Here is a 21,367-nt window from a genome sequence, read left to right on the forward strand (position 1 = left end):
AGAATGACCTGACGAGAGTCACCCCATGAAAGAGCTGTTCTTCCTACGATGTGGCCGTCGGCTAGCGGTGCTGCTGGCCAGCCTGACACTGTTTATCATCGCCCCTGCCATGGCCCAGGAGGTCCCGGTCCCTCGGCCACAGACGCTGATACCCGCCCCGCCCCAGCTGGCGGCGAGCAGCTGGATCCTGATGGATGCCGACAGCGGCCGCGTCCTGGCCGAGCATAACGCCGACGAGCGTCTGCCGCCGGCCAGCCTCACCAAGTTGATGACCGCCTATCTGGTCGAGCGCGAACTCGATCGCGGCAACATCAGCATGGATGACCGGGTGCCGGTCAGCGAGAACGCCTGGCGCACCGGGGGATCGAAGATGTTTATCGAGGTGGGTACCGAGGTCTCCATCCGCGACCTGCTCTACGGCATCATCATCCAGTCGGGCAATGACGCCAGCGTGGCCGTCGCCGAGTATCTGGCAGGCGGCGAAGCGCCCTTTGCGGACCTGATGAACCAACACGCCGATCGCCTGGGGATGATCAATACCAGTTTCCGTAACGCCACCGGTCTCCCGGCCGAGGACCACTACTCCACGGCCCGGGATCTGGCCCGTCTCTCGCGCCATATCATTGAAGACTATCCGGAACACTACAAGATCTACGCCGAGAAGTACTTCACCTACAGCGACATCCGTCAGCCCAACCGTAATCGTCTGTTGTGGCGTGATCCCAGCGTCGATGGCCTCAAGACCGGGCATACCGAGGAGGCGGGCTACTGCCTGGTCGCCTCGGCCAAGCGTGACGACATGCGCCTGATCTCGGTGGTGATGGGTACCAACTCCGAGGAGGCGCGTGCCCAGGAGACACAGAAGCTGATCAGCTATGGTTTCCGCTACTTCGAGACCCTCAAGCTCTACGATCGCGGTTCGGTGCTGAATACCCCGCGCGTATGGGGCGGGGAGATCAATGAGCTGCGTGTCGGCGTCGACAGCGACGTGGTGATGACCGTGCCGCGGGCGAGAAACGATGAGCTTACCGCCAAGCTGGATATCCAGGCCGATATCGAGGCGCCGGTCCAGCAGGGCGACCGGGTCGGTACCCTGGAGGTGCGTCTGGGTGACGAGCTGGTCGGCGAGCGTCCCCTGGTGGCCCTGGAGACGGTCGAGGAGGGTGGCTTCATCAAGAAGCTGATCGACCAGGTGCAGCGCTTCTTCTCCAACCTGATCGGTGGCTGGTTCGGCTGATCACCTGTGTTGCCCGGCCCAGTCGACGCGGAGCAAGCCCAGGGGGCTTGCTCCGCGTCGTTTAGGCAGGGCTATCGCAGCTATCGGAGTCAAGGGGCGCTGGGGACAAGCCGAAGAGGAGGTCCGAGGACCAGGGACGGCCGAGGTAGCGTACAGGGAGGTATTTACAGCGCCTCCTCGTCGGTCCGGCGCTCCGAGGCTTGTCGCCAGATCAGCCCCGGGCTACCAAGCTATTTGCGAAAGCCATGTCGTTTAGGCCCTTTGATTGGTCACCCGGACAGGGCTTGAGTAAAATGGTCGCCTATTCACGACTCTCTGGAACCCGCATGAACGACAAGTCGCTGCGCGATCTGCGTCGCCCCAGCCAACCGGTCTCCGGCAAGCCACCCAGGATCACCTTTCCATGCGACTACTCGGTGAAGGTCGTCGGGGATGCCGCCGACGACTTCGCGGCGGTGGTGTGTCAGATCACCAGCCGCCATGACCCCGAATTCGACGCCACCAGCGTGCAGGTGATCGACAGCCGCAATGGCCGCTTCCAGTCGGTTCGGCTCACCATCATCGCCACCAGCGAGGCTCAGCTGAAGGCGTTGTTCGAGGAGCTCAAGGCGACCGGCCGCGTGCATATGGTGGTGTGATGAGCGATCAAGTCGCGCATCCGCCGATCGAACTGCATCGCCTGGGTCGTCGTCCCTACGAGCCCGTCTGGAGCGCAATGCGCGAGCTGACCGACCAGCGCGATGCCGCCACGCCGGATCAGTTCTGGCTGGTCGAGCACGACCCCGTCTTCACTCAGGGCAAGGCGGGCAAGCCCGAGCATCTGCTGCTGCCTGGCGATATCCCGGTTGTGCAGACCGATCGTGGTGGTCAGGTGACCTACCACGGCCCGGGCCAGGTGGTGCTCTACCCCTTGATCGATGTGCGTCGGGCCGGGCTGGGTGTACGGGACCTGGTCACCGCCCTGGAAGACGCGGTGATCGCCATGCTCGCCGAGTATGGGGTCGAGGCGCGGGCGCGCCCCGATGCCCCCGGCGTCTATGTGGAGCAGCCGGGCATGGGGGAGGCCAAGATCGCCTCGCTGGGCTTGCGCATTCGCCGCGGTGGCAGCTTCCATGGCGTGGCGCTCAATATCGACGGCGATCTGTCACCGTTTCAGCGCATCAACCCCTGTGGCTATGCCGGCATGCGGATGACGCGCCTGGCCGACCTGGTCGATGAGTGCCCCGGTGTGGAGGCGGCGGGCGAGCACCTGGCGCACTGTTTGGCACGGCAGCTGGGGCGGGAGCTTAGACGGTAAGGGGCGAGGGGCGAGGTTCGAGGGGCGAGGCTCGAGGGGCGAGGTTCGAGGGTTGAGGTGTTTGTCCCTCGCCCCTCGCCCCTCGCCCCTTACGTTCCTGCTATCCCACGTTGATCGCGTCGATACGGTTGGCATCCGGCGCCTGGCCGGGAACCTCGGCGGGCGCCGCCAGCCCCAGGTTGTTCTTCTCGAACACCCGATCGGCGCGATAGCTGGAGCGCACCAGCGGCCCCGCTGCTACCTCCATAAAGCCCTTCTCGAGCCCCAGGCGACGATAGCGGTCGAACTCCTCGGGGCTGACCCAGCGCTCCACCGGCAGGTGGTTGCGGGTAGGGCGCAGATACTGGCCCAACGTGACGATATCGACACCGATGGCGCGCAGGTCGTCGAAGGTGGCCAGGATCTCCTCGTCGCTCTCGCCCAGGCCCAGCATCAGACTGGTCTTGGTCAGCACGCGAGGATTGTGAGCCTTGGCGTGAGCCAGCACGTCCAGCGTCTTGCGGTAGCCGGCGCGAGGGTCGCGCACCCGCTCGGTGAGACGTTCCACGGTCTCGACGTTCTGGGCGAACACCTCGAGGCCAGAGTCGACGACCCGCTCGATGGCGGCGTGAACCCCGTCGAAGTCGGGGGTCAGCGCCTCGACCACCACCTCGGGGGTGTTGGTCTTGATGGCCTGGATGCAGGCGGCGTAGTGAGTGGCGCCGCCATCGTCGAGGTCGTCACGATCCACCGAGGTCAACACCACGTAGCGCAGCCCCATCAGCTCCACCGACTTGGCGGTGTTGGACGGCTCCTCGTCGTCCAGCCAGCCGCCAGGGTTGCCGGTGTCCACGGCGCAGAAGCGGCAGGCGCGGGTGCACACGGAGCCCATCAGCATGATGGTGGCGGTGCCGTTGCTCCAGCACTCCCCCATATTGGGGCAGTGGGATTCGGCACACACCGTGCTCAGGCGATGTTCGTTGACGTTGCGCTTGACGGCCTCGAAGCGTTCGCCGCCGGGAATCTGGGCGCGCAGCCACTTCGGCTTGCGGCCTGTTGCCACGCCGCCCTCATCGTGCTCGCCCTGCTCGCGGCGCTGCTTGATGCCGTCCTTGATGGCGGCAAAACCGTGCTCGGTGCGAAATTTCTGGCCGCTGGAGATGGTGGTTTTCGGGGTGCTGTCGCTCATAGGGTGTGAACCCCTCCGCTCGGCGTCTGTTGGGCCGGCGTGGCCGCGGTGTCCCGCTGCGGGCTTGGCCCGGTCTGGCCCGCCTAGGCGCAATTGGGTGGCTGATAACGGCTGCCAATTTACCATAGCTGAGCGCTTGCGGCATGGTATTGAGACTGGTGTGGCATGCTACCGCAGCCGCGTTGCTCCGTCGCAAACCAGCCGAGACTCGTCGTCGACACTCAATTGCGTTATATTGCAGTGCAACAAGTGCCGACCGAACGGCACGTCGTCCATTCCATTCCCTGACCGCCAACCCCAGGAGGTCACATGATGACCCTTCCGATACCCTCGGCGCCGGCCGAAGCGCTCTCCCTGGTCGATCCATTCGGCTTCGGGCGTGCCGCCGGCCGCTACTGGCTCGATGCGTTCGAGCGCGGAGTGCTGTTCCTGGACGTGATGCGCCAGCGTGGCAATCAATACCTCGAACATATCGAGCAGACCAACCTCAGCGTGCTGGGCTTCGAGTCCGAAGTGCTGATGGATGGTCGCGACCTGCCCCGCCCGGTCAACTACGAGCTCCTGCGTATCGTGCCCCCCGCCGGGCAGCCCACGGATCTGCAGATGCGTCCCTTCGTGGTGGTGGACCCGCGCGCCGGTCACGGCCCGGGCATTGGTGGCTTCAAGCCCGATAGCGAGATCGGCGTGGCGCTGCGTGCCGGCCACCCCTGCTACTTTATCGGTTTCCTGCCCTATCCGGTGCCCGGCCAGCAGGTCGAGGACGTGGTGGAGGCGGAGATCGCCTTCCTGCGCCATATCAATGAGCGCCATGCCGAGCTCTCCGAGAAGCCCATGGTGGTGGGCAACTGTCAGGCAGGCTGGCAATTGATGATGGCCGCCTCCCTGGAGCCCGATCTATTCGGCCCGATTCTGACGGCCGGTGCGCCGCTCTCCTACTGGGCGGGCGAGCGCGGCAAGGCACCCATGCGCTACTCCGGCGGCATGGCCGGGGGCAGCTGGATGACCTCGCTGCTCAGCGACCTGGGCAACGGTCAGTTCGATGGTGCCTGGCTGGTGCAGAACTTCGAGAACCTCAATCCGGCCAATACCTTCTGGTCGAAGCAGTATCGTCTCTATTCCCAGGTGGATACCGAGGCCGAGCGCTATCTCGAGTTCGAGCGCTGGTGGGGTGGCCATGTGGTGCTGGGTGGCGACGAGATCCAGTATATCGTCGATAACCTGTTTATCGGCAACCGGCTCTCCACCGCCCAGCTGGTGACCTCCGATGGCCGGCGTATCGATCTGCGCAACCTGCGCTCACCGGTCGTGGTGTTCTGCTCCCAGGGTGATGACATCACTCCTCCGCCACAGGCACTGGGTTGGGTACGCGACCTCTACGAGGGGAGTGACGATATCCTCGCCAATGAGCAGACCATCGTCTACTGCATTCACGACACCACCGGCCACCTCGGCATCTTCGTGTCCGGCAGCGTATCGCGCAAGGAGCACACCGAGTTCACCGCCAACATGGACTATATCGATGTGCTGCCCCCTGGCCTCTACGAGACCACGGTCACCGAGGCCGAGGAGCGCGACGATAGCGAGTTGATCGAGCGCGACTATCTGCTCGAGTTCACGCCCCGCAGCGTGGAGGAGCTCGATGAGGTGGTGAAGCCGAGCCTCGAGGACGACACCCGTTTCGCGACCGTGGCGCGGATCTCGGAGATCAATCTGGGTCTCTATCGGCTCTTCGTTCAGCCCTGGGTGCGTGCCATGGCAACGCCCGAGTCGGCCCACTGGATGCGTCGGCTGCACCCCAGCCGCCTGGGCTATCGACTGCTCTCGGATCGCAATCCGTTGATGGCCTCGATTCCCGTCCTGGCCGAGCACATCCGCGCCGATCGCCACCCCCTGGAGGAGGCCAATCTCCTGCGGGTGGTGGAGTCGATCGCCTCGGATCAGATCACGCGCAGTCTCAATGCCTGGCGTGATCTTCGCGATGGCAGTGTCGAGCGGCTGTTCCTGGATATCTATGGCCAGCCGCTGCTGCAGGCGCTGGTCGGGCTGGGAGGGGATGCTCATGTCCATCGTCGTCGCCCCGGCGCCGAACCGGAGCATCGTCGCTTCGTCGAGCGCCGGCGTGCCGAGCTTGTCGAGCGTCTTGCCGAGGGTGGCAGTCACGAGGCGGTGGTCCGCGCCCTGATCTACGTGCTGGGAGGGGCACCCTCCACCGACGAGCGCAACTTCAAGCGCCTGCGGGCCTCCCACGCCGAGCTCGAGCCGAAGCTCTCGCTGGCCGACTTCAAGTGTCTGATGCGAGAGCAGTTCTTTATCCTAAAGCTGGACCGGGAGGGAGCGATCGAGGCGTTGCCGAGGCTGCTCGATGGACAGAGCGGCGAGCAGATCGCGGCGCATCTCGACCATATCGAGCATGTGCTGGCGGCCAGTGGCGAGCTTTCTGAAGCATCGGCGGAGCGCATGGCGCGAGTAAGGGAGCTCTTCGAGCGCGCCATCGACCATGCCCCACGGATCGAGGCGGAGTCCCGTGCCGAGGCCGAAGCCTGGCTGGGCGAGCAGGCCCAGGCCCAGCACCTGGCCTACCGTGAGCTGAAGGAGGTCATGGAGGCCCAGGCCGAAGCGGCCAAGCCTGAAGTGGCCAAGTCCGAGGCGGCCAAGGCTGAAGCCACCAAGCCAGAAGCCGCCAAGCCAGAAGCCACCAAGCCAGAAGCCACCAAGCCAGAAGCCGCCAAGCCCGAAACGGCCAAGCCCGAAGTCGCCAAGCCCGAAACGGCCAAGCCGGCTGGCAAGCAGGCGCCTTCACAGCGACGTGGCAGCGCTACCCGCCGCAAGCCGAAAGGTGGGAAGGGGTCGCGCTGATCGGTGACTCTGCCACACTCAATGCCCCCGTTGCCTTCTGCAACGGGGGCATTGTGGCTTCTGGAGAGGCTTGCCCGAGCCGGATCTGCGGTCTAGGGTCAGAGTGCGGCTCCGGTGTGCCACTGGCGTGATGCCTGGTGCTGGGGTAGGGTAAGCGCATTTTTCAAACGCCCAGGTAGGGCGGCAGGAATTCGCCAGGCACGGCACCGCGCCCGTGTCACCGACACTGAGTGGAGCACTATGGGCAAGTCACTGGTCATCGTCGAGTCGCCGGCCAAGGCGAAGACGATCAACAAGTATCTCGGCAGCGACTTCATCGTGAAGTCGAGCGTAGGTCATATCCGCGATCTGCCGACCAGCGGCTCGGGCAAGACCTCCTCCGATCCCAAGGAGCGTGCTCGTCAGGCCGCGGCCACTCGCAAGATGTCGCCGGAAGAGAAGGCAGAGCATCGGCGTCGGAAGGCCCAGGCTCAGCTGATTCGCCGCATGGGGATCGACCCCGAGGATGGCTGGAAGGCCAACTACGAGATACTGCCCGGCAAGGAGAAGGTCGTTGCCGAGCTCAAGAAGCTCGCCGAAAAGGCCGAGGCCGTCTATCTCGCCACCGACCTTGACCGCGAGGGTGAGGCGATCGCCTGGCACCTGCGCGAGACCATCGGCGGCGACGCTGCACGCTACAAGCGAGTGGTCTTCAACGAGATCACCAAGAACGCCATCCAGGAGGCGTTCGAGGACCCCGGCACCCTCAATATCCCGCGGGTCGAGGCCCAGCAGGCGCGGCGCTTCCTGGATCGGGTGGTGGGCTTCATGCTCTCGCCGCTGCTGTGGGCCAAGGTGGCGCGCGGGCTCTCGGCGGGGCGCGTGCAGTCGGTGGCCATGCGCCTGATCGTCGAACGCGAACGCGAGATCCGCGCCTTCGTGCCCGAGGAGTTCTGGGACGTTCATGCCGACCTGATGGCCGACAGCGGCGAGTCGGTGCGCTTCGAGCTGGTGCGCCAGAACGGCAAGGCCTTCCGCCCCACCTCCGAGGCCGAGACCCTGGAGCGCATCGCGGCGCTGCGCAAGGCGTCGCTTGTCATCACCGCCCGGGACGACAAGCCGACCCGCTCGAAGCCCAACGCGCCCTTTATCACCTCGACCCTGCAGCAGGCCGCCAGCGGCCGCCTGGGCTTCTCGGTGAAGAAGACCATGACCCTGGCCCAGCGCCTCTACGAGGCGGGCTATATCACCTATATGCGTACCGATTCCACCAATCTCTCGAAGGATGCCGTGGAGAGTGCGCGTGACTTTATCGGCAGCGAGTTTGGTTCCCGCTACCTGCCGGAGTCGCCGCTTCGCTACTCCAGCAAGGAGGGGGCCCAGGAAGCCCACGAGGCGATCCGACCCTCCGAGGTAGGCCGGCGTGCCACCGACCTGTCCGGCATGGAGCGTGACGCCGAGCGCCTCTACGAGCTGATCTGGCGTCAGTTCGTGGCCTGCCAGATGACGCCGGCCGAGTACCTCTCCAGCGTCCTGACCGTGGAGGCCGAAGGCTACGAGCTGCGTGCCAAGGGACGGGTGCTGAAGTTCGACGGCTACACCCGAGTCATGAAGCCCATGGGCCGCAAGGAGGAGGACCAGTCACTGCCGGACCTCGCCCAGGGTACCGCCATGAGCCTGGAGGCGCTCGATCCCCGCCAGCACTTCACCAAGCCCCCGGCGCGCTACACCGAGGCGAGCCTGGTCAAGGAGCTCGAGAAGCGCGGCATCGGCCGGCCCTCCACCTATGCCGCCATCATCTCCACCATTCAGGATCGTGGCTACGTCAAGTTGGAGAACCGTCGCTTCTATGCCGAGAAGCTGGGCGATATCGTGACCGAGCGCCTCAAGGAGTCCTTCCCCGACCTGATGGACTACTCCTTCACCGCGCGCATGGAGGACGGCCTCGACGAGGTGGCCGAGGGCGAGCGCAACTGGCAGGCACTGCTCGATGCCTTCTATGCCGAGTTCAAGAAGGAGCTGCAGGCCGCGGAGAGCGAGGAGGGCATGCGCCCCAACCAGCCGGTGCCGACCGATATCGACTGTCCCAGCTGTGGGCGCAAGATGCAGATCCGCACGGCGTCCACCGGAGTCTTCCTGGGCTGCTCCGGCTATAACCTGCCGCCCAAGGAGCGCTGCAAGACCACCATCGACCTGCTGCCCGGGGAAGAGGCGGTGGCCGCCGATGCCGACGAGGCCGCCGAGACCGATGCCCTGCGTGCCAAGCATCGCTGTGCGAAGTGCGGCACCGCCATGGACAGCTACCTGATCGACGAGACGCGCAAGCTGCATATCTGCGGCAACAGCCCGGATTGTGACGGCTACGAGATCGAGCAGGGCAAGTTCCGCATCAAGGGCTACGATGGACCCACCATCGAGTGCGACAAGTGCGGCAGCGAGATGCAGCTCAAGAGCGGACGCTTCGGCAAGTACTTCGGCTGTACCAACAGCGAGTGCAAGAACACCCGCAAGCTGTTGCGAAGCGGCGAGGTGGCACCGCCCAAGATGGACCCCATCGACATGCCGGAGCTGGCCTGCCAGAAGGTCGAAGATCACTATGTGCTGCGCGACGGCGCCAGTGGCCTGTTCCTGGCCGCCAGCAAGTTCCCCAAGAACCGTGAGACCCGGCCGCCGCTGGTCAAGGAGCTCAAGGCTCACGCCGAGGAGCTGCCCGACAAGTACCGCTACCTGCTCGATGCCCCGAGCGAGGACCCCGATGGTCGTCCCGCCCAGATCCGCTTCTCGCGCAAGACCAGGGAGCAGTTCGTGATGAGCGACGAAAACGGCAAGGCCACCGGCTGGAAGGCGACCTATGACGGCAGCAAGTGGCAGGTGGAGGACAAGCGCAAGTGACCCCTCGCGCACGCACCAATCAGCTGCTCTACCAGGCCGAACTGCTGTTGCAGGTTCCCGCCGGCGATGACGAGCACACCGAGGCCCGGCGCATGGCGGCAGAGGAGGGCGCCCTGGCGCTGACCGAACTGGCGCTTCAGGCGCTGCTGCGCGAGGTGACCGAACATGCCCGCCTCTCCAACCATGACTGGCGTGAGCTGCTCGGCCCCGAGGGGGCCGGCATCGCCGAGCTGCAGCGGCTGCGCGAGCTGGCTGCCCGCGAGGGCAGCTGGCTTCACTGGCTGATCGCCAGGCTTGCGGCGCTGCATGGCGATGAGGGGGCTGCCCGCCGTGGCCATGGCGGCACTGGCCTGATCGCCGTGGGTGGCGCCGCCCAACTGGGGCAGGCGCTCGACGACTGCCTGCGTCAGGCCAAGGCCGAGATCGCCGCGCTCCGCCAGACCAGCCAGGAGTGGTAGGCCGGGTGGAGCGCCTGGCCATCTTCGTCGACGTTCAGAACGTCTACTACACCTGCCGCCAGGCCTTCGGCCGCCATTTCGACTACAACGCCTTCTGGGCCCGCTTCGCCGCCGGCCACGAGATAGTGGTGGCCAACGCCTACGCGGTGGAGCGCGGCGATCCTCGCCAGCAGCGCTTCCAGACGATCCTGCGTGCCATCGGCTTCAACGTGAAGCTCAAGCCCTTTATCCAGCGCCGCGATGGCTCGGCCAAGGGGGACTGGGATGTCGGGATCACCCTCGATGCCATGGAGGCGGGGCCGCTGGTCGATCATGTGGTGCTGGTCTCCGGCGACGGCGACTTCGACCTGCTGGTGAGCCGGCTGCGTGACCGTTACGGGGTGAGGGTCACGGTCGTCGGGGTATCCTCCCTCAGCGCCGACTCCCTGGTGCGCGAGGCCAGCGACTTCGTGCCTATCGAAGGGGCGCTGTTGCTCTGATCCTCGCTAGCCATGGCAACCATTGGCGCACGCTACATCACCGTTCGTTGATGCCCGGCAAGGCGCCGCTCCGCCAGCTTGGCTACTCTTGAGATATCAGCCCATCGTCACGCGGCTGCCACGGCTGACCATCACGAGCCGTCCGAGAGAGGAGTGCGCCATGCGATTTCATCAGGTGAAGGAGCTGGTCGACTGGGCGGTCGACTTTCATCGACGCCTCGCCGAGCAGTACACGGCACTGGCCCAGGGCGAGGTGAGCGAGCGCGTGAAGATGGCCCTGGAGTACCTGGCCGAGCACGAAGAGAAGATGCAGCGCGAGCTCGAGGAGTATCGCCAGGAGGATCAACGCGGGGTGCTCGATGCCTGGTTCGATGACCCGAGTGACTTTCCGCACCCCCCCATGCTGGAGCGCCTGCCCAAAAGCCTCGACTGCAGCAGTGTGCAGAGCGTGCTCGCCACGGCATTGACCGCGCACCGCACCCTGCAGGACCTCTATGAGCATCGAGCCGAGGGTGCTGTCGGTCGCGATGAGCACGCCTTCTTCGCGGCGCTCTCCCGCGGCCACGAGGCAGAGGTGCGGCGTGTGGCGCGTGATATGCAGCGACTCGAGGACTACTAAGGAGAAGTGGCCATGAACGACCAGATTCTTTCGCCCAAGATGCTCGGCTACTGGAGCGATGAGGATATCGCCCAGGCCACGGACGAGCCGGGGATCTACTGCATCTATCGTGCGGCCGAAGACCCGGAAACCGGAAACATGGAGGTGCAGGAGCTGCTCTATGTCGGCGAAAGCGGCAGTGCGCGTTACGGCATCCAGCACGGCGAGGCTCGCCCACGCTGGGAGGCGCACCTGCAGCCCGGCGAGGCGCTCTGGTACTCCATCGGTCCCTGTGGGAGGGCCAACCGCGAGCGTCTCATGGCGGCCCTGATCCATGCCCACAAGCCGCGTTATAACAGCGATAGCCCCTATCTGGAGCGCTTCCCCTTCGACCGCACCACCGTGCATCTCTATGGCCAGAAGGACAAGCTGCAGGCCATCTTTACCGTCGAACGCCACGACTGAGGGGGCTCAGGCGAAGTGACATGCGGCCCCGGCGGAGTACCCGCCGGGGCCGCGACGTTTCCAGGGGCTGTGCCTTGGGGCCAAGGGTTTCTGTGGGAGGGCGGCTTTGCCGCGCGAAGGCACCGACAGGTGCCCAGGCGATGTCACTGACGTTGTGCTTGCCGCCGGGGAGTCCTTCGGCCTCCATTCGCCCGGGGGACCCGGCCTCCCACAGCAAACCGGCGAAGGCGCCGACAGGCGCCCTGAATCAGGGGCACTGTGAGACGCGCCGATAATCGGTACAATCGCGCCCCCACTCTGCTTCGACCGGACGCTCGCCTTGATCGCTACCGCCAACATCACCATGCAATTCGGGGCCAAGCCCCTGTTCGAGAATGTCTCCATCAAGTTCGGCAACGGTCACCGCTACGGCCTGATCGGTGCCAACGGCTGTGGCAAGTCCACCTTCATGAAGATCCTCGGCGGTGACCTGGAGCCCTCCTCGGGCCAGGTCATGGTCGAGGCCGGTGCACGACTCGGCAAGCTGCGCCAGGACCAGTTCGCCTTCGAGGAGGAGCGGGTCATCGACACCGTGATCATGGGCAACAGCGAGCTGTGGCAGGTGGCCGCCGAGCGCGAGCGCATCTACTCGCTGCCCGAGATGACCGAGCAGGATGGCATGGACGTGGCGGACCTCGAGGTCCGCTTCGCCGAACTCGATGGCTACACCGCCGAATCCCGGGCCGGCGAGCTGCTGCTCGGGCTGGGCATCCCCCTCCATCAGCACACCGGCCCCATGAGCGAGATCGCCCCCGGCTGGAAGCTGCGCGTGCTGCTGGCCCAGGCGCTGTTCGCCGACCCCGACGTGCTGCTGCTCGACGAGCCCACCAACCACCTGGATATCAACACCATCCGCTGGCTGGAGGGCATTCTCACCGCGCGCAACAGCACCATGGTGATCATCTCCCACGACCGCCACTTCCTCAACAGCGTCTGCACCCATATGGCGGACCTGGACTACGGCGAGATCCGCCTCTTCCCCGGCAACTACGATGAGTACATGACCGCCGCGACCGCCGCCCGCGAACGTCAGTACGCCGACAACGCCAAGAAGAAGGCGCAGATCGCCGATCTGCAGGCCTTCGTCAGCCGTTTCTCGGCCAACGCCTCCAAGGCCAAGCAGGCCACATCCCGGGCCCGCCAGATCGAGAAGATCAAGCTCGAGGAGATCAAGCCCTCCAGCCGGGTCAGCCCGTTCATCCGTTTCGTGCCGGCCAAGAAGATCCATCGCAACGCGGTCAATGTCGAGGGTCTCACCCAGGGCTTCGGCAACGAGGCCCCGCTGTTCGAAGGGTTCGGCATGACCGTCGAGGCCGGCGAGCGCATCGCCATCATCGGGCCAAATGGCATCGGCAAGACCACGCTGCTGCGCACCCTGGCCGGCGAGCTGGCGCCCCAGGCCGGCAGCGTCAAGTGGACCGACAGCGCCGACCTCGGGGTCTTCGCCCAGGATCATGCCGACGACTTCGCCAACGAGGCGACACTGTTCGAGTGGATGGCCCAGTGGACCGACGGTGGCGAGCAGGAGGTGCGTGGCGCCCTGGGCCGAATGCTGTTCTCCAGTGACGATATCGGCAAGTCGGTTGGCGTGATCTCCGGCGGCGAGCAGGGCCGGATGCTGTTCGGCAAGCTGGCCCTGACCAGCCCCAATGTGCTGTTGATGGATGAGCCCACCAACCACCTGGACATGGAGTCCATCGAGGCGCTCAACCTGGCCCTGGAGAACTATGCCGGCACGTTGATCTTCGTCAGCCACGATCGTGAATTTGTCTCATCGCTGGCGACCCGCATCCTCGACATGAGTGATAAGGGGATAACCGACTTCAGCGGTGGCTACGACGACTATCTGCGAAGCCAGGGCCTCTATGGCTGAGCATGATCCCCTTGTGACTGTCGCACATTGGCTACGGGCGGGGTGGAGACATCCCGCCGATCTGTCGCCGGCACCACCTCGCGCGTTGCTGCCGGCTGCCAGCACCGCCTGACAGAGCGCCTGTGGGTGGGCTATAAAGGATCTAGCCGCATTGTCGTCAAACTGTTGCGAAGCTGTCGTAAAGCCGTCGCGACAGTGTCGCGGAACTGCGACAGTGGGCGATGGCCGTTTCACCAGTTGCCAAACCGCGCGTAGCTAAACCAAGAGCCGCCAAACCAAGAGTTGCCAAACGATGTCCTCACTCTCCCGTCGTCGCTTCAGCCGACTCGTTCTCGCAAGCCCGCTGATGCTGCTCGGAATCGAATCGGCCGGGGCCAATCTGATCGAGACCCAGCTCTCCCGGGCGCACCTTCCTCGTCATGGCGAGGAGGTCTGGGTACTGGTGGATGATCGTGAGGCGAAGCTGATCGTCTACCGAGGCAATCGAGAGCTGGCCCACTTCGCGCCGGTCTCGCTGGGGCGCGGCGGCGCCAGGCCCATGCGCCTGCAGGGCAGTGGTGCCACCCCCAAGGGGGAGTTTCGCGTCAACCGCTTCAATCACGAGAGCGACTGGCACCTGTTCATCGGCCTGGACTATCCGACCCCCGCTCATGCCCGGGTGGCGCTGGAGGAGGGCATCTATACCCAGCAGGACTACGACGACTACTTCCGTTACTACCGGCTCAATGGTCATCCACCCCAGGAAACGGCGCTGGGTGGCTACATCGGCCTGCATGGTGTCGGCAAGGGTGACCCCGAGATTCATCGCCAGTTTCACTGGACCCAGGGCTGCGTGGCGGTGACCGATGAGCAGATCGAGCAATTGTCTGGTTTGATCGACATTGGCACACGCGTCGTGATCCGCTAGGCTGTACATGCGCAAGGGACGTTGAAAGCGATGGACAAGCGCTGTGACGTGTAATAAAACAGCGCTGACTTCAGTGCCTTGGGCACAAGTCGCTTAAGACGCGCCTGCATGTCGCAGGCAAGACGCCTGATTTCAGGTTTCTTTCAACGCACTACCAAGGAAGACCAAGGAGAACACCATGACTCTGAAGACCACCCTGAAGCTGACCGCCGCTGCCGCATCTCTGGCTGTCCTGGCTGGCTGTGCTTCCACCAGTGCTCTGGAAGAGGTTCGCATGACTGCTGAGTCTGCCCAGGCCGACGCTGCCGAAGCTCGCAGCATCGCCGTCCAGGCACAGAACACTGCCAACCAGGCCCAGCGTGACGCCCAGGCGGCTCTGCAGATGTCCGAGCAGAACCGCGACGAGATGAACCGCATGTTCAGCCGCTCCATGCAGAAGTAAGACTGCTGGAGTGCTGTCATCGCCCCAGGGCGATGGTGGTTCTGCAAAACAGAAAGACCCCGCCTAGGCGGGGTCTTTCTGTTTCTGGAGGCTTTCCATTGCAGAGGCTTTCTGCTTCTGCTCGCTGTGCTTGCCTGGCGCCGCTGTGTGACGCCAGGCGTGGCACGGATCAACGCACGACGGCGATGGCCTCGTAGAGGTTGCGCGGCGCTGAGGGAGCCGGTGTGGGTTCCTCCTCGGCCGTTCTGAGCAGCGAGATCGCCTGCCCGTCGGAACGCTCCACGATTGTGCGCAGGCGCTTGTAGTCGACCGGTGGCTGCTCCTCACCGAAGACCTCGGTCAGCTTGTCGATGGCGAACATCAGCGGCTCGAAGCCTTCGCGATTCTCCTCCAGCGCCGGGTAGGACTGGGCCAGCAGCTCACCGTCCGCGGTCCAGCCGGCCTTGAAGGGCTGGTCGATGATATTGACCTGGGTTCCGCTGGGCACGCGCTCGTAGAGAGACTCGATATCCTCGGGGAACATGCGGATGCAGCCGCGGCTCACGCGCATGCCGACCCCTGCAGGCTTGTTGGTGCCATGGATCAGATAGCTGGGGATGCCCAGCAGGATGGCGTGACGGCCCAGCGGATTATCGGGGCCGGCCGGCACGATGGAGGGGGCCGGTTCACCACGCTCGGCGGCCTCGCGGCGCATCGAGGCGGGTGGCGCCCAGGCGGGGTCCTTGACCTTGATGGTGGTCTTGGTAACCCCCACCGGCGTGGAGAACTCCTCGCGGCCAACGCTGATCGGGTAGGTCTCCACCACGCCGGGCTTGGAGTAGTAGTAGAGGCGCAGCTCCGACAGGTTGATCACGATGCCTTCCCGGTCAGCGGCCGGCAGCACCCGACGTGACGGAATGGTTACCTCGGTATCGGCATAGGGGGCCCAGATGCTGACATCCGGGTTGGCCATGCGGATCTCTTCGTAGCCCACGTTGTGCTCACGGGCGATATCGATCAGGGTGTCGCCTTCCTCGACGATCACCGTATAGCTCTCGCCGATGACGCTGCCCTCCTCGGGTAGCGCATAGTGGCCACGAGGCAGCTCATGCACCGCGTCATAGGTGGGGGTCGCCGCCAGGGCGCCGGTGGCAAACAGGGCGCCTAACCCTATCGCCAGGGCATGACGGACGCCGCGGCTGGTCAGTGTCAGGGTACTCATCAGGGTCGTTCAACTCCGGGGCTTGAGGGACACCGGTGACTCCTGTGACCGGTGTCGGTGGGCGGTGAGATGGGGCGTATGATAACAGTATAGAGGGCCGGTGCGAGGTTCGAGGTTCCAGGGGCGAGGGGGCCTCGCTCCTCGTGCCTCGCTCCTCGTTCCTTGATACCCCTTACGCCGCCTGCGCCTTGCGATTCAGCGTCTCGAGCAGCTGCTCCACGGCCTGGAAGCGGGCCTCCTCGTTCTCCATGCTGGCCTCGAAGCGCAGGGTGTCGGCACCATCCAGGCGATAGCGACCGGGCTCACGCTGGATCAGCTCCACCAGTGTCAAGGGATCGACACTGGTGTGGGCACCGAAGATGACGCGTCCCCGCTCGGGGCCAGCCTCCAGGCGGGTGATGCCCAGGCGCTCGGCGCGCTGGCGCAGCCGAGTCTGACGCAGCAGGGTCTTGACCGGTGCCGGCAGCAGGCCGAAGCGGTCGATCATCTCCACCTGCAGCTCCTTGAGCTGCGCCTCATCGTTGGCGCTGGCGATGCGCTTGTACATCACCAGTCGCTGCTGCACATCGTGCAGATAGTCGTCGGGGATCAGGGCCGGCAGATTGAGGCTGATCTCGACGCCCTCGTCCAGTGGCGCCTCGATATTGGGGGTCTTGCCGGCGCGGATGGCCGACACGGCACGGTCGAGCATCTCCATGTAGAGGCCATAGCCAATTGCCTCCATCTGCCCGCTCTGCTCGTCGCCGAGCAGCTCGCCGGCGCCGCGTATCTCCATATCGTGGCTGGCCAGCGTAAAGCCGGCACCGAGATCCTCGGCGGCGCCGATCGCCTCCAGGCGCTTGATGGCATCGCGGGTCATCGCCTTCGGCGGCGGGGTCAGCAGGTAGGCGTAGGCCTGATGGTGGCTGCGGCCGACCCGGCCGCGCAGCTGGTGGAGCTGGGCCAGGCCGAACTTGTCGGCGCGCTCGATCAGGATGGTATTGGCGCTGGGCACATCGATGCCGGTCTCGATGATGGTAGAGCAGACCAGCACATTGAAGCGCTTGTGGTAGAAGTCCGACATCACCCGCTCCAGGGCGCGCTCGGGCAGCTGGCCATGGGCCACCCCGACCCGGGCCTCGGGGACCAGCTCGCGTATCGTCTCGGCGGCGGTCTCGATGGTCTTGACCTCGTTGTGCAGGAAGTAGACCTGTCCGCCGCGCAGGATCTCGCGCAGGATCGCCTCCTTGAGCACCGCCTCCTCGCGGCGCTGCACGAAGGTCTTGACCGACAGGCGCCGCGCCGGTGGCGTGGCGATGATCGACAGATCGCGAATGCCACTCATCGCCATATTGAGCGTCCGCGGGATCGGCGTGGCGGTCATGGTGAGGATGTCCACCTCGGCGCGCAGGCTCTTAAGGCGCTCCTTCTGCGCCACCCCGAAGCGGTGCTCCTCATCGATGATCAGCAGGCCCATCTTCGGCAGCCGCATGGATTTCGACAGTAGCTTGTGGGTGCCGATGACGATATCCGCCTGGCCCTCCTCGATACGCTTCAGAGACGCCGCCTGCCCCTTGCCGGCGGTGAAGCGGGAGATCAGCTCGATATTGACCGCGGTATCGGCGAAGCGGTCGCGGAAGTTCTCAAAGTGCTGGCGAGCCAGCAGGGTGGTGGGCACCAGCACCACCACCTGGCGGCCGGAGTTCACCGCCAGGAAGGCGGCGCGCATGGCCACCTCGGTCTTGCCGAAGCCCACATCGCCGCAGATCACGCGATCCATGGGACGCGGCGCGGTCATGTCACCGATCACCGCCGCGATGGCGGCGCGCTGGTCGGGGGTCTCCTCGAAGGGGAAGGCGGCGGCAAAGCGCGAGTACTCGGTATCGGGTGGCGAGCAGGCGAAGCCCTCGCGAGCCTCACGACGGGCGTAGATATCCAGCAGCTCGGCGGCGGAGTCGCGGATCTTCTCGGCGGCCTTCCTCCTGGCCTTCTCCCACTGCTCTGAGCCCAGCCGATGCAACGGAGCCAGCTCATCATCGGCGCCGGCGTAGCGCGATATCAGGTGCAGGTTGTCGACCGGTACATAGAGGCGGGCGCCCTCGGCATACTCCAGGGTGACGAACTCGGCGGCCTGGCCGCCGGCCTCCAGCGCCTCCAGTCCCCGATAACGACCTACACCGTGGGCCTGATGCACGATCGGCACACCAGGGCGCAGCTCGGAGAGATGGCGAATGGCCAGCTCGTCGGCATCGGTGGCCTTCTCGCGGCGGCGACTCTGACGCACCACCTCGCCATAGAGCTCGGCCTCGCTGATCACCGCCAGGTCCGGCTGGGTCAGCCACAGACCCGTCTCGAGCTCGCCCTCGGTAATGGCCACCGGCGCATCGCCAGCGAGGAAGTCGGCGAAACCCTCGACGTGGGGGAGCGTCAGGCGCAGGGGCGCCAGCGTCTCCTCCAGGGCCTCGCGGCGGCCGCGCGATTCGGCCACGAACAGCACTCGGGTAGCGTCGTGCCGGGTCAGGAAGTCGGCCAGGGGGGCCAGCGGCTCCCTGGCCCGAGCATTGATGCCGACGCTGGGCGGAGGCTGAGTGGCGGGGGTGAGGGCGTGGCGATGCTCACTCTCCTCGGTCAGCTCGACACGCGGATGACGCTTGATCGCCGCGAACAGCTCGGCCACCGGCACGAAGGCGCGGTGGGGCGGCAGCAGCGGCCGGGTGGGGTCGACCCCGAGGTTGTCGTAGCGGCTCTCGATGGCGGTCCAGTGATGCTCGGCGGCGGTCAGGCAGCCCGGCAGCAGCGCGACCCGCGTGGCCTCGGCGAGATGCTCGAAGAGGGTCGCCGTCTCCTCGAAGAACAGCGGCAGGTATTGCTCGAGGCCGGGGGAGGGGATGCCCTTGAGGGCGTCCACATAGAGCGGGCACTGGCGCGGGTCGACATCGAACAGCGTCTCGAAGCCCTCGCGGAAACAGGCGATGGCGCCGCGGGAGAGCGAATACTCGTGAGCCGGCAGCAGCTCGACCCGGTCGACCTTCTCGGCGCTGCGCTGGGTGTCCGGGTCGAAGGTGCGCAGGGTATCGATCTCGTCATCGAACAGATCGATGCGCAGCGGCGCCTCCACACCCATCGGGAAAAGGTCGATCAGCGCACCCCGCAGGGCATACTCGCCGGGCTCGTAGACCGTCTCCACGGCGCGATAGCCGGCCCGGGAGAGGGCGTCGCGAAAGCCCTCGCGATCGAGCGACTGGCCCACCTCGAGGGTCATCACCCGCCCGGCGATATACTCGACCGGTGCCAGGCGCTGCATCAGGGTGTTGATCGGCACCAGCACGATGCCGCGCTCGCCATCCTGTAGCCGGCGCAGGGTGCGCAGGCGGGAGGAGACGATGTCCTGGTGCGGAGAGAAGCTATCGTAGGGCAGGGTTTCCCAGTCGGGGAAGGGCAACACCGGCACCTGGCTGAAGAAACGCAGCTCGCTCTCCAGGCGCAGGGCCTGGGCGGTGTCGGCGGTGATCACCAGCAGGGGAGCGTCATTGGCCAGGTGGGCAAGGGCCAGGGCGGCGGCACTGCCGTGGGGCATCTGCCAGTAGCGTGTTTCGCGCAGCCCCTGGGGGGGCGGTGGGTCGAGCGGAGAGAATGTCGGCATGGTCTCGTATTGGGCTGTCGACGGGCGCGGCCCGACGGATCCTGGGTGGCGCTTCTCGGGCGCTCATCATACCAGCCCCCAAAGGGTCTTGTAGTCAAGCGTCCGTTTCTGTAATCCGCCTACAACGGCTGCGACCATCAAGCGATTGCCGCCGAGCCCCGGCCCCGGGATAATGGTCATCGAACCCTTTTCTATCCCACCAGTGAGGCCTTACGTGAGTCAGCACCCCTCCGATACCGTCTTTCAGCAGTGGCACGATAACCAAGCGCTAGTCGAGCAGATGATCCCGATGATCGGTAGCCTCTACCGTCACAACAACGTGGTCACGACTCTCTACGGGCGGTCGCAGTTCAATCGTAGCGTGATCCGCATTCTGAAGGATCACCGCTTCGTACGGAAGGTGGAAGGCACCGAGCTCTCCGTGGAGGACACCTTCCCGCTGGTCAAGGCGATGACCGAGCTCAACCTGGGGCCGGCTCATGTCGATATCGGCAAGCTGGGGGTAGCCTTCAAGAAGCAGGGCGGTGGCGACGCCGTGGCCTTCCTGCGCAAGGAGCTCGCCGAGATCGTCGACGCCCATGACCCGGACGCCGGCAACGGTGAGCCCAAGGACGTCGTCCTCTACGGCTTCGGTCGTATCGGTCGCATCCTCGCCCGGGTGCTGGTGGAGAAGGCCGGCGGCGGCAACCTGCTGCGCCTGCGCGCCATCGTCGTGCGCGGCCGCGGCGATATCGCCAAGGACCTCGAGAAGCGGGCCAGCCTGTTGCGACGTGACTCCGTCCACGGCCCCTTCGACGGCACCATCAGTGTCGACGCCGAGGCACGCACCATTACCGCCAACGGCAATGTCATCCAGGTGATCTACGCCGACGCGCCGACCGAGATCGACTACACCGACTATGGCATCGACAACGCCGTGGTGGTCGACAACACCGGCATCTGGCGTGATGAGGCCGGCCTCGGCCAGCACCTGCAGTGCAAGGGCGTGGCCAAGGCGCTGCTCACCGCACCGGGCAAGGGCGATATCAAGAACATCGTCTATGGCATCAATCACGATGACCTGAATGACGACGACCGCATCATCTCCGCCGCCTCCTGTACCACCAACGCCATCGTGCCGGTGCTCAAGGTGCTCAACGACGAGTTCGGCGTCGAGCATGGTCACGTCGAGACGGTGCACAGCTACACCAATGACCAGAACCTGATCGACAACTATCACAAGGGCGACCGTCGCGGGCGTAGCGCGCCGCTCAACATGGTGCTGACCGAGACCGGGGCCGCCAAGGCCGTGGCCAAGGCGCTGCCGGAGTTCGACGGCAAGCTGACCGGCAACGCCATCCGCGTGCCGACCCCCAACGTCTCCATGGCGATCCTCAATCTGCGCCTGGAGAAGGAAACCGACGCCGAGACGCTCAATGACTTCCTGCGCGGGATGTCGCTGAACTCGCCGTACCAGAAGCAGATCGACTTCGTCGACTCCCCCGAGGTGGTCTCCACCGACTTCGTCGGCAATCGCCACGCCGGCATCGTCGACGCCAAGGCGACCATCGCCAACGGCCAGAACGCCGTGCTCTATGTCTGGTATGACAACGAGTTCGGCTACAGTTGCCAGGTGATCCGTCTTCTGCAGCACATGTCCAACGTCAGCTTCCTCAAGCTGCCGCGCGCGAAGGTGTAAGCAACGAGCTACAAACTACAAGCGACAAGCAACCCCGCAGGCTGAATGGCCGCGGGGTTTTTTTTGCCTGGTCGGGAGCATGCTGCTGATTTGCAGCTTGCCTCAAGTTACCCCTTGCGACCTTCGCTCAGGTGGTCATCCTGTTGCCTTATCTTTATAATGCGGTGGATTTTTCG

General features: G+C 65.2%; 16 protein-coding genes. 13 read left to right on the forward strand and 3 right to left on the reverse strand.

All coding sequences use genetic code 11. The features are described 5' to 3' along the window. The first annotated feature begins 25 nt into the window (after positions 1–25). From GRB80_RS01530 to lipB, 3 genes are all read left to right on the forward strand, one after another. Entirely contained in the window at positions 26–1,237 is a 1,212-nt protein-coding gene (locus tag GRB80_RS01530) for a D-alanyl-D-alanine carboxypeptidase family protein (protein ID WP_161422303.1), read from the forward strand. A 326-nt stretch (positions 1,238–1,563) separates the two neighbouring features. Next, the gene (locus GRB80_RS01535) at positions 1,564–1,875 is read left to right on the forward strand and encodes an HP0495 family protein (protein WP_161422304.1); all 312 of its coding nucleotides are present in this window, start codon (positions 1,564–1,566) and stop codon (positions 1,873–1,875) included. Next, positions 1,875–2,534 carry a lipoyl(octanoyl) transferase LipB gene (gene lipB / locus GRB80_RS01540; RefSeq protein WP_161422305.1) on the forward strand — a complete coding sequence of 220 codons (660 nt, stop codon included), beginning with the start codon at positions 1,875–1,877 and terminating at the stop codon, positions 2,532–2,534. Before GRB80_RS01535 ends, lipB begins: the two co-directional genes overlap by 1 nt. A gap of 100 nt (positions 2,535–2,634) precedes the next feature. Here the strand turns inward: lipB and lipA are convergent, their stop codons facing one another. Then, complete coding sequence (gene lipA / locus GRB80_RS01545) at positions 2,635–3,702, reverse strand: lipoyl synthase (RefSeq protein WP_132041522.1); 1,068 nt, start codon at positions 3,700–3,702, stop codon at positions 2,635–2,637. 309 nt (positions 3,703–4,011) lie between these two features. Between lipA and GRB80_RS01550 the strand changes: the two genes are divergently transcribed. The 9 genes from GRB80_RS01550 to GRB80_RS01590 all read left to right on the forward strand — a co-directional run bounded on the left by GRB80_RS01550 (position 4,012) and on the right by GRB80_RS01590 (position 14,690). Continuing rightward, a complete protein-coding gene (locus GRB80_RS01550; RefSeq protein ID WP_374708609.1) occupies positions 4,012–6,558 on the forward strand; it encodes a DUF3141 domain-containing protein in 2,547 nt (848 codons plus the stop codon). Between the two features lie 240 nt (positions 6,559–6,798). Beyond that, positions 6,799–9,429 carry a type I DNA topoisomerase gene (gene topA / locus GRB80_RS01555; RefSeq protein WP_161422306.1) on the forward strand — a complete coding sequence of 877 codons (2,631 nt, stop codon included), beginning with the start codon at positions 6,799–6,801 and terminating at the stop codon, positions 9,427–9,429. Beyond that, on the forward strand, positions 9,426–9,887 hold the full coding sequence (locus GRB80_RS01560) for a DUF6586 family protein (protein WP_132041524.1): 462 nt from the start codon (positions 9,426–9,428) through the stop codon (positions 9,885–9,887). Before topA ends, GRB80_RS01560 begins: the two co-directional genes overlap by 4 nt. 5 nt (positions 9,888–9,892) lie before the next feature. Then, positions 9,893–10,366 (forward strand): LabA-like NYN domain-containing protein, encoded by a 474-nt coding sequence (locus GRB80_RS01565; RefSeq protein ID WP_132041525.1) that lies wholly within the window; start codon positions 9,893–9,895, stop codon positions 10,364–10,366. A 160-nt stretch (positions 10,367–10,526) separates the two neighbouring features. Next, entirely contained in the window at positions 10,527–10,985 is a 459-nt protein-coding gene (locus tag GRB80_RS01570) for a 2-hydroxyacyl-CoA dehydratase (protein ID WP_161422307.1), read from the forward strand. A 12-nt stretch (positions 10,986–10,997) separates the two neighbouring features. Continuing rightward, on the forward strand, positions 10,998–11,429 hold the full coding sequence (locus GRB80_RS01575) for a hypothetical protein (RefSeq protein WP_161422308.1): 432 nt from the start codon (positions 10,998–11,000) through the stop codon (positions 11,427–11,429). Positions 11,430–11,748: 319 nt separating this feature from the next. Continuing rightward, complete coding sequence (locus tag GRB80_RS01580; protein ID WP_161422309.1) at positions 11,749–13,341, forward strand: ABC-F family ATPase; 1,593 nt, start codon at positions 11,749–11,751, stop codon at positions 13,339–13,341. 292 nt (positions 13,342–13,633) lie between these two features. Beyond that, positions 13,634–14,248, forward strand: a complete 615-nt coding sequence (locus GRB80_RS01585; RefSeq protein ID WP_132045353.1) for a L,D-transpeptidase family protein — start codon at positions 13,634–13,636, stop codon at positions 14,246–14,248. Positions 14,249–14,426: 178 nt separating this feature from the next. Further along, positions 14,427–14,690, forward strand: coding sequence for an Lpp/OprI family alanine-zipper lipoprotein (locus GRB80_RS01590; protein WP_132045355.1), 264 nt, complete (start codon positions 14,427–14,429; stop codon positions 14,688–14,690). A gap of 169 nt (positions 14,691–14,859) precedes the next feature. Here the strand turns inward: GRB80_RS01590 and GRB80_RS01595 are convergent, their stop codons facing one another. Together GRB80_RS01595 and mfd are read right to left on the reverse strand one after the other, a co-directional pair. Next, on the reverse strand, positions 14,860–15,891 hold the full coding sequence (locus GRB80_RS01595; RefSeq protein WP_161422310.1) for a L,D-transpeptidase family protein: 1,032 nt from the start codon (positions 15,889–15,891) through the stop codon (positions 14,860–14,862). A gap of 172 nt (positions 15,892–16,063) precedes the next feature. Next, positions 16,064–19,513: a transcription-repair coupling factor gene (gene mfd, locus GRB80_RS01600; protein WP_161422311.1), complete on the reverse strand. Its 3,450-nt coding sequence runs from the start codon at positions 19,511–19,513 to the stop codon at positions 16,064–16,066. Positions 19,514–19,727: 214 nt separating this feature from the next. Here mfd and GRB80_RS01605 point away from each other — a divergent pair, with 214 nt between their 5' ends. Next, entirely contained in the window at positions 19,728–21,191 is a 1,464-nt protein-coding gene (locus GRB80_RS01605) for a glyceraldehyde-3-phosphate dehydrogenase (protein WP_161422312.1), read from the forward strand. The last annotated feature ends 176 nt before the right edge of the window (positions 21,192–21,367 follow it).

Origin of the sequence: Halomonas icarae (assembly GCF_009901955.1) — a bacterium.
GTDB classification, from domain to species: domain Bacteria; phylum Pseudomonadota; class Gammaproteobacteria; order Pseudomonadales; family Halomonadaceae; genus Halomonas; species Halomonas icarae.

Coding starts and splice junctions, on each gene's coding strand:
- lipA (WP_132041522.1), bottom strand. CDS start 3,702: ATGAGCGACAGCACCCCGAAAACCACCATCTCCAGCGGCCAGAAATTT.
- GRB80_RS01575 (WP_161422308.1), top strand. CDS start 10,998: ATGAACGACCAGATTCTTTCGCCCAAGATGCTCGGCTACTGGAGCGAT.
- topA (WP_161422306.1), top strand. CDS start 6,799: ATGGGCAAGTCACTGGTCATCGTCGAGTCGCCGGCCAAGGCGAAGACG.
- GRB80_RS01585 (WP_132045353.1), top strand. CDS start 13,634: ATGTCCTCACTCTCCCGTCGTCGCTTCAGCCGACTCGTTCTCGCAAGC.
- GRB80_RS01590 (WP_132045355.1), top strand. CDS start 14,427: ATGACTCTGAAGACCACCCTGAAGCTGACCGCCGCTGCCGCATCTCTG.
- GRB80_RS01550 (WP_374708609.1), top strand. CDS start 4,012: ATGATGACCCTTCCGATACCCTCGGCGCCGGCCGAAGCGCTCTCCCTG.
- mfd (WP_161422311.1), bottom strand. CDS start 19,513: ATGCCGACATTCTCTCCGCTCGACCCACCGCCCCCCCAGGGGCTGCGC.
- GRB80_RS01535 (WP_161422304.1), top strand. CDS start 1,564: ATGAACGACAAGTCGCTGCGCGATCTGCGTCGCCCCAGCCAACCGGTC.
- GRB80_RS01570 (WP_161422307.1), top strand. CDS start 10,527: ATGCGATTTCATCAGGTGAAGGAGCTGGTCGACTGGGCGGTCGACTTT.
- GRB80_RS01595 (WP_161422310.1), bottom strand. CDS start 15,891: ATGAGTACCCTGACACTGACCAGCCGCGGCGTCCGTCATGCCCTGGCG.
- GRB80_RS01530 (WP_161422303.1), top strand. CDS start 26: ATGAAAGAGCTGTTCTTCCTACGATGTGGCCGTCGGCTAGCGGTGCTG.
- lipB (WP_161422305.1), top strand. CDS start 1,875: ATGAGCGATCAAGTCGCGCATCCGCCGATCGAACTGCATCGCCTGGGT.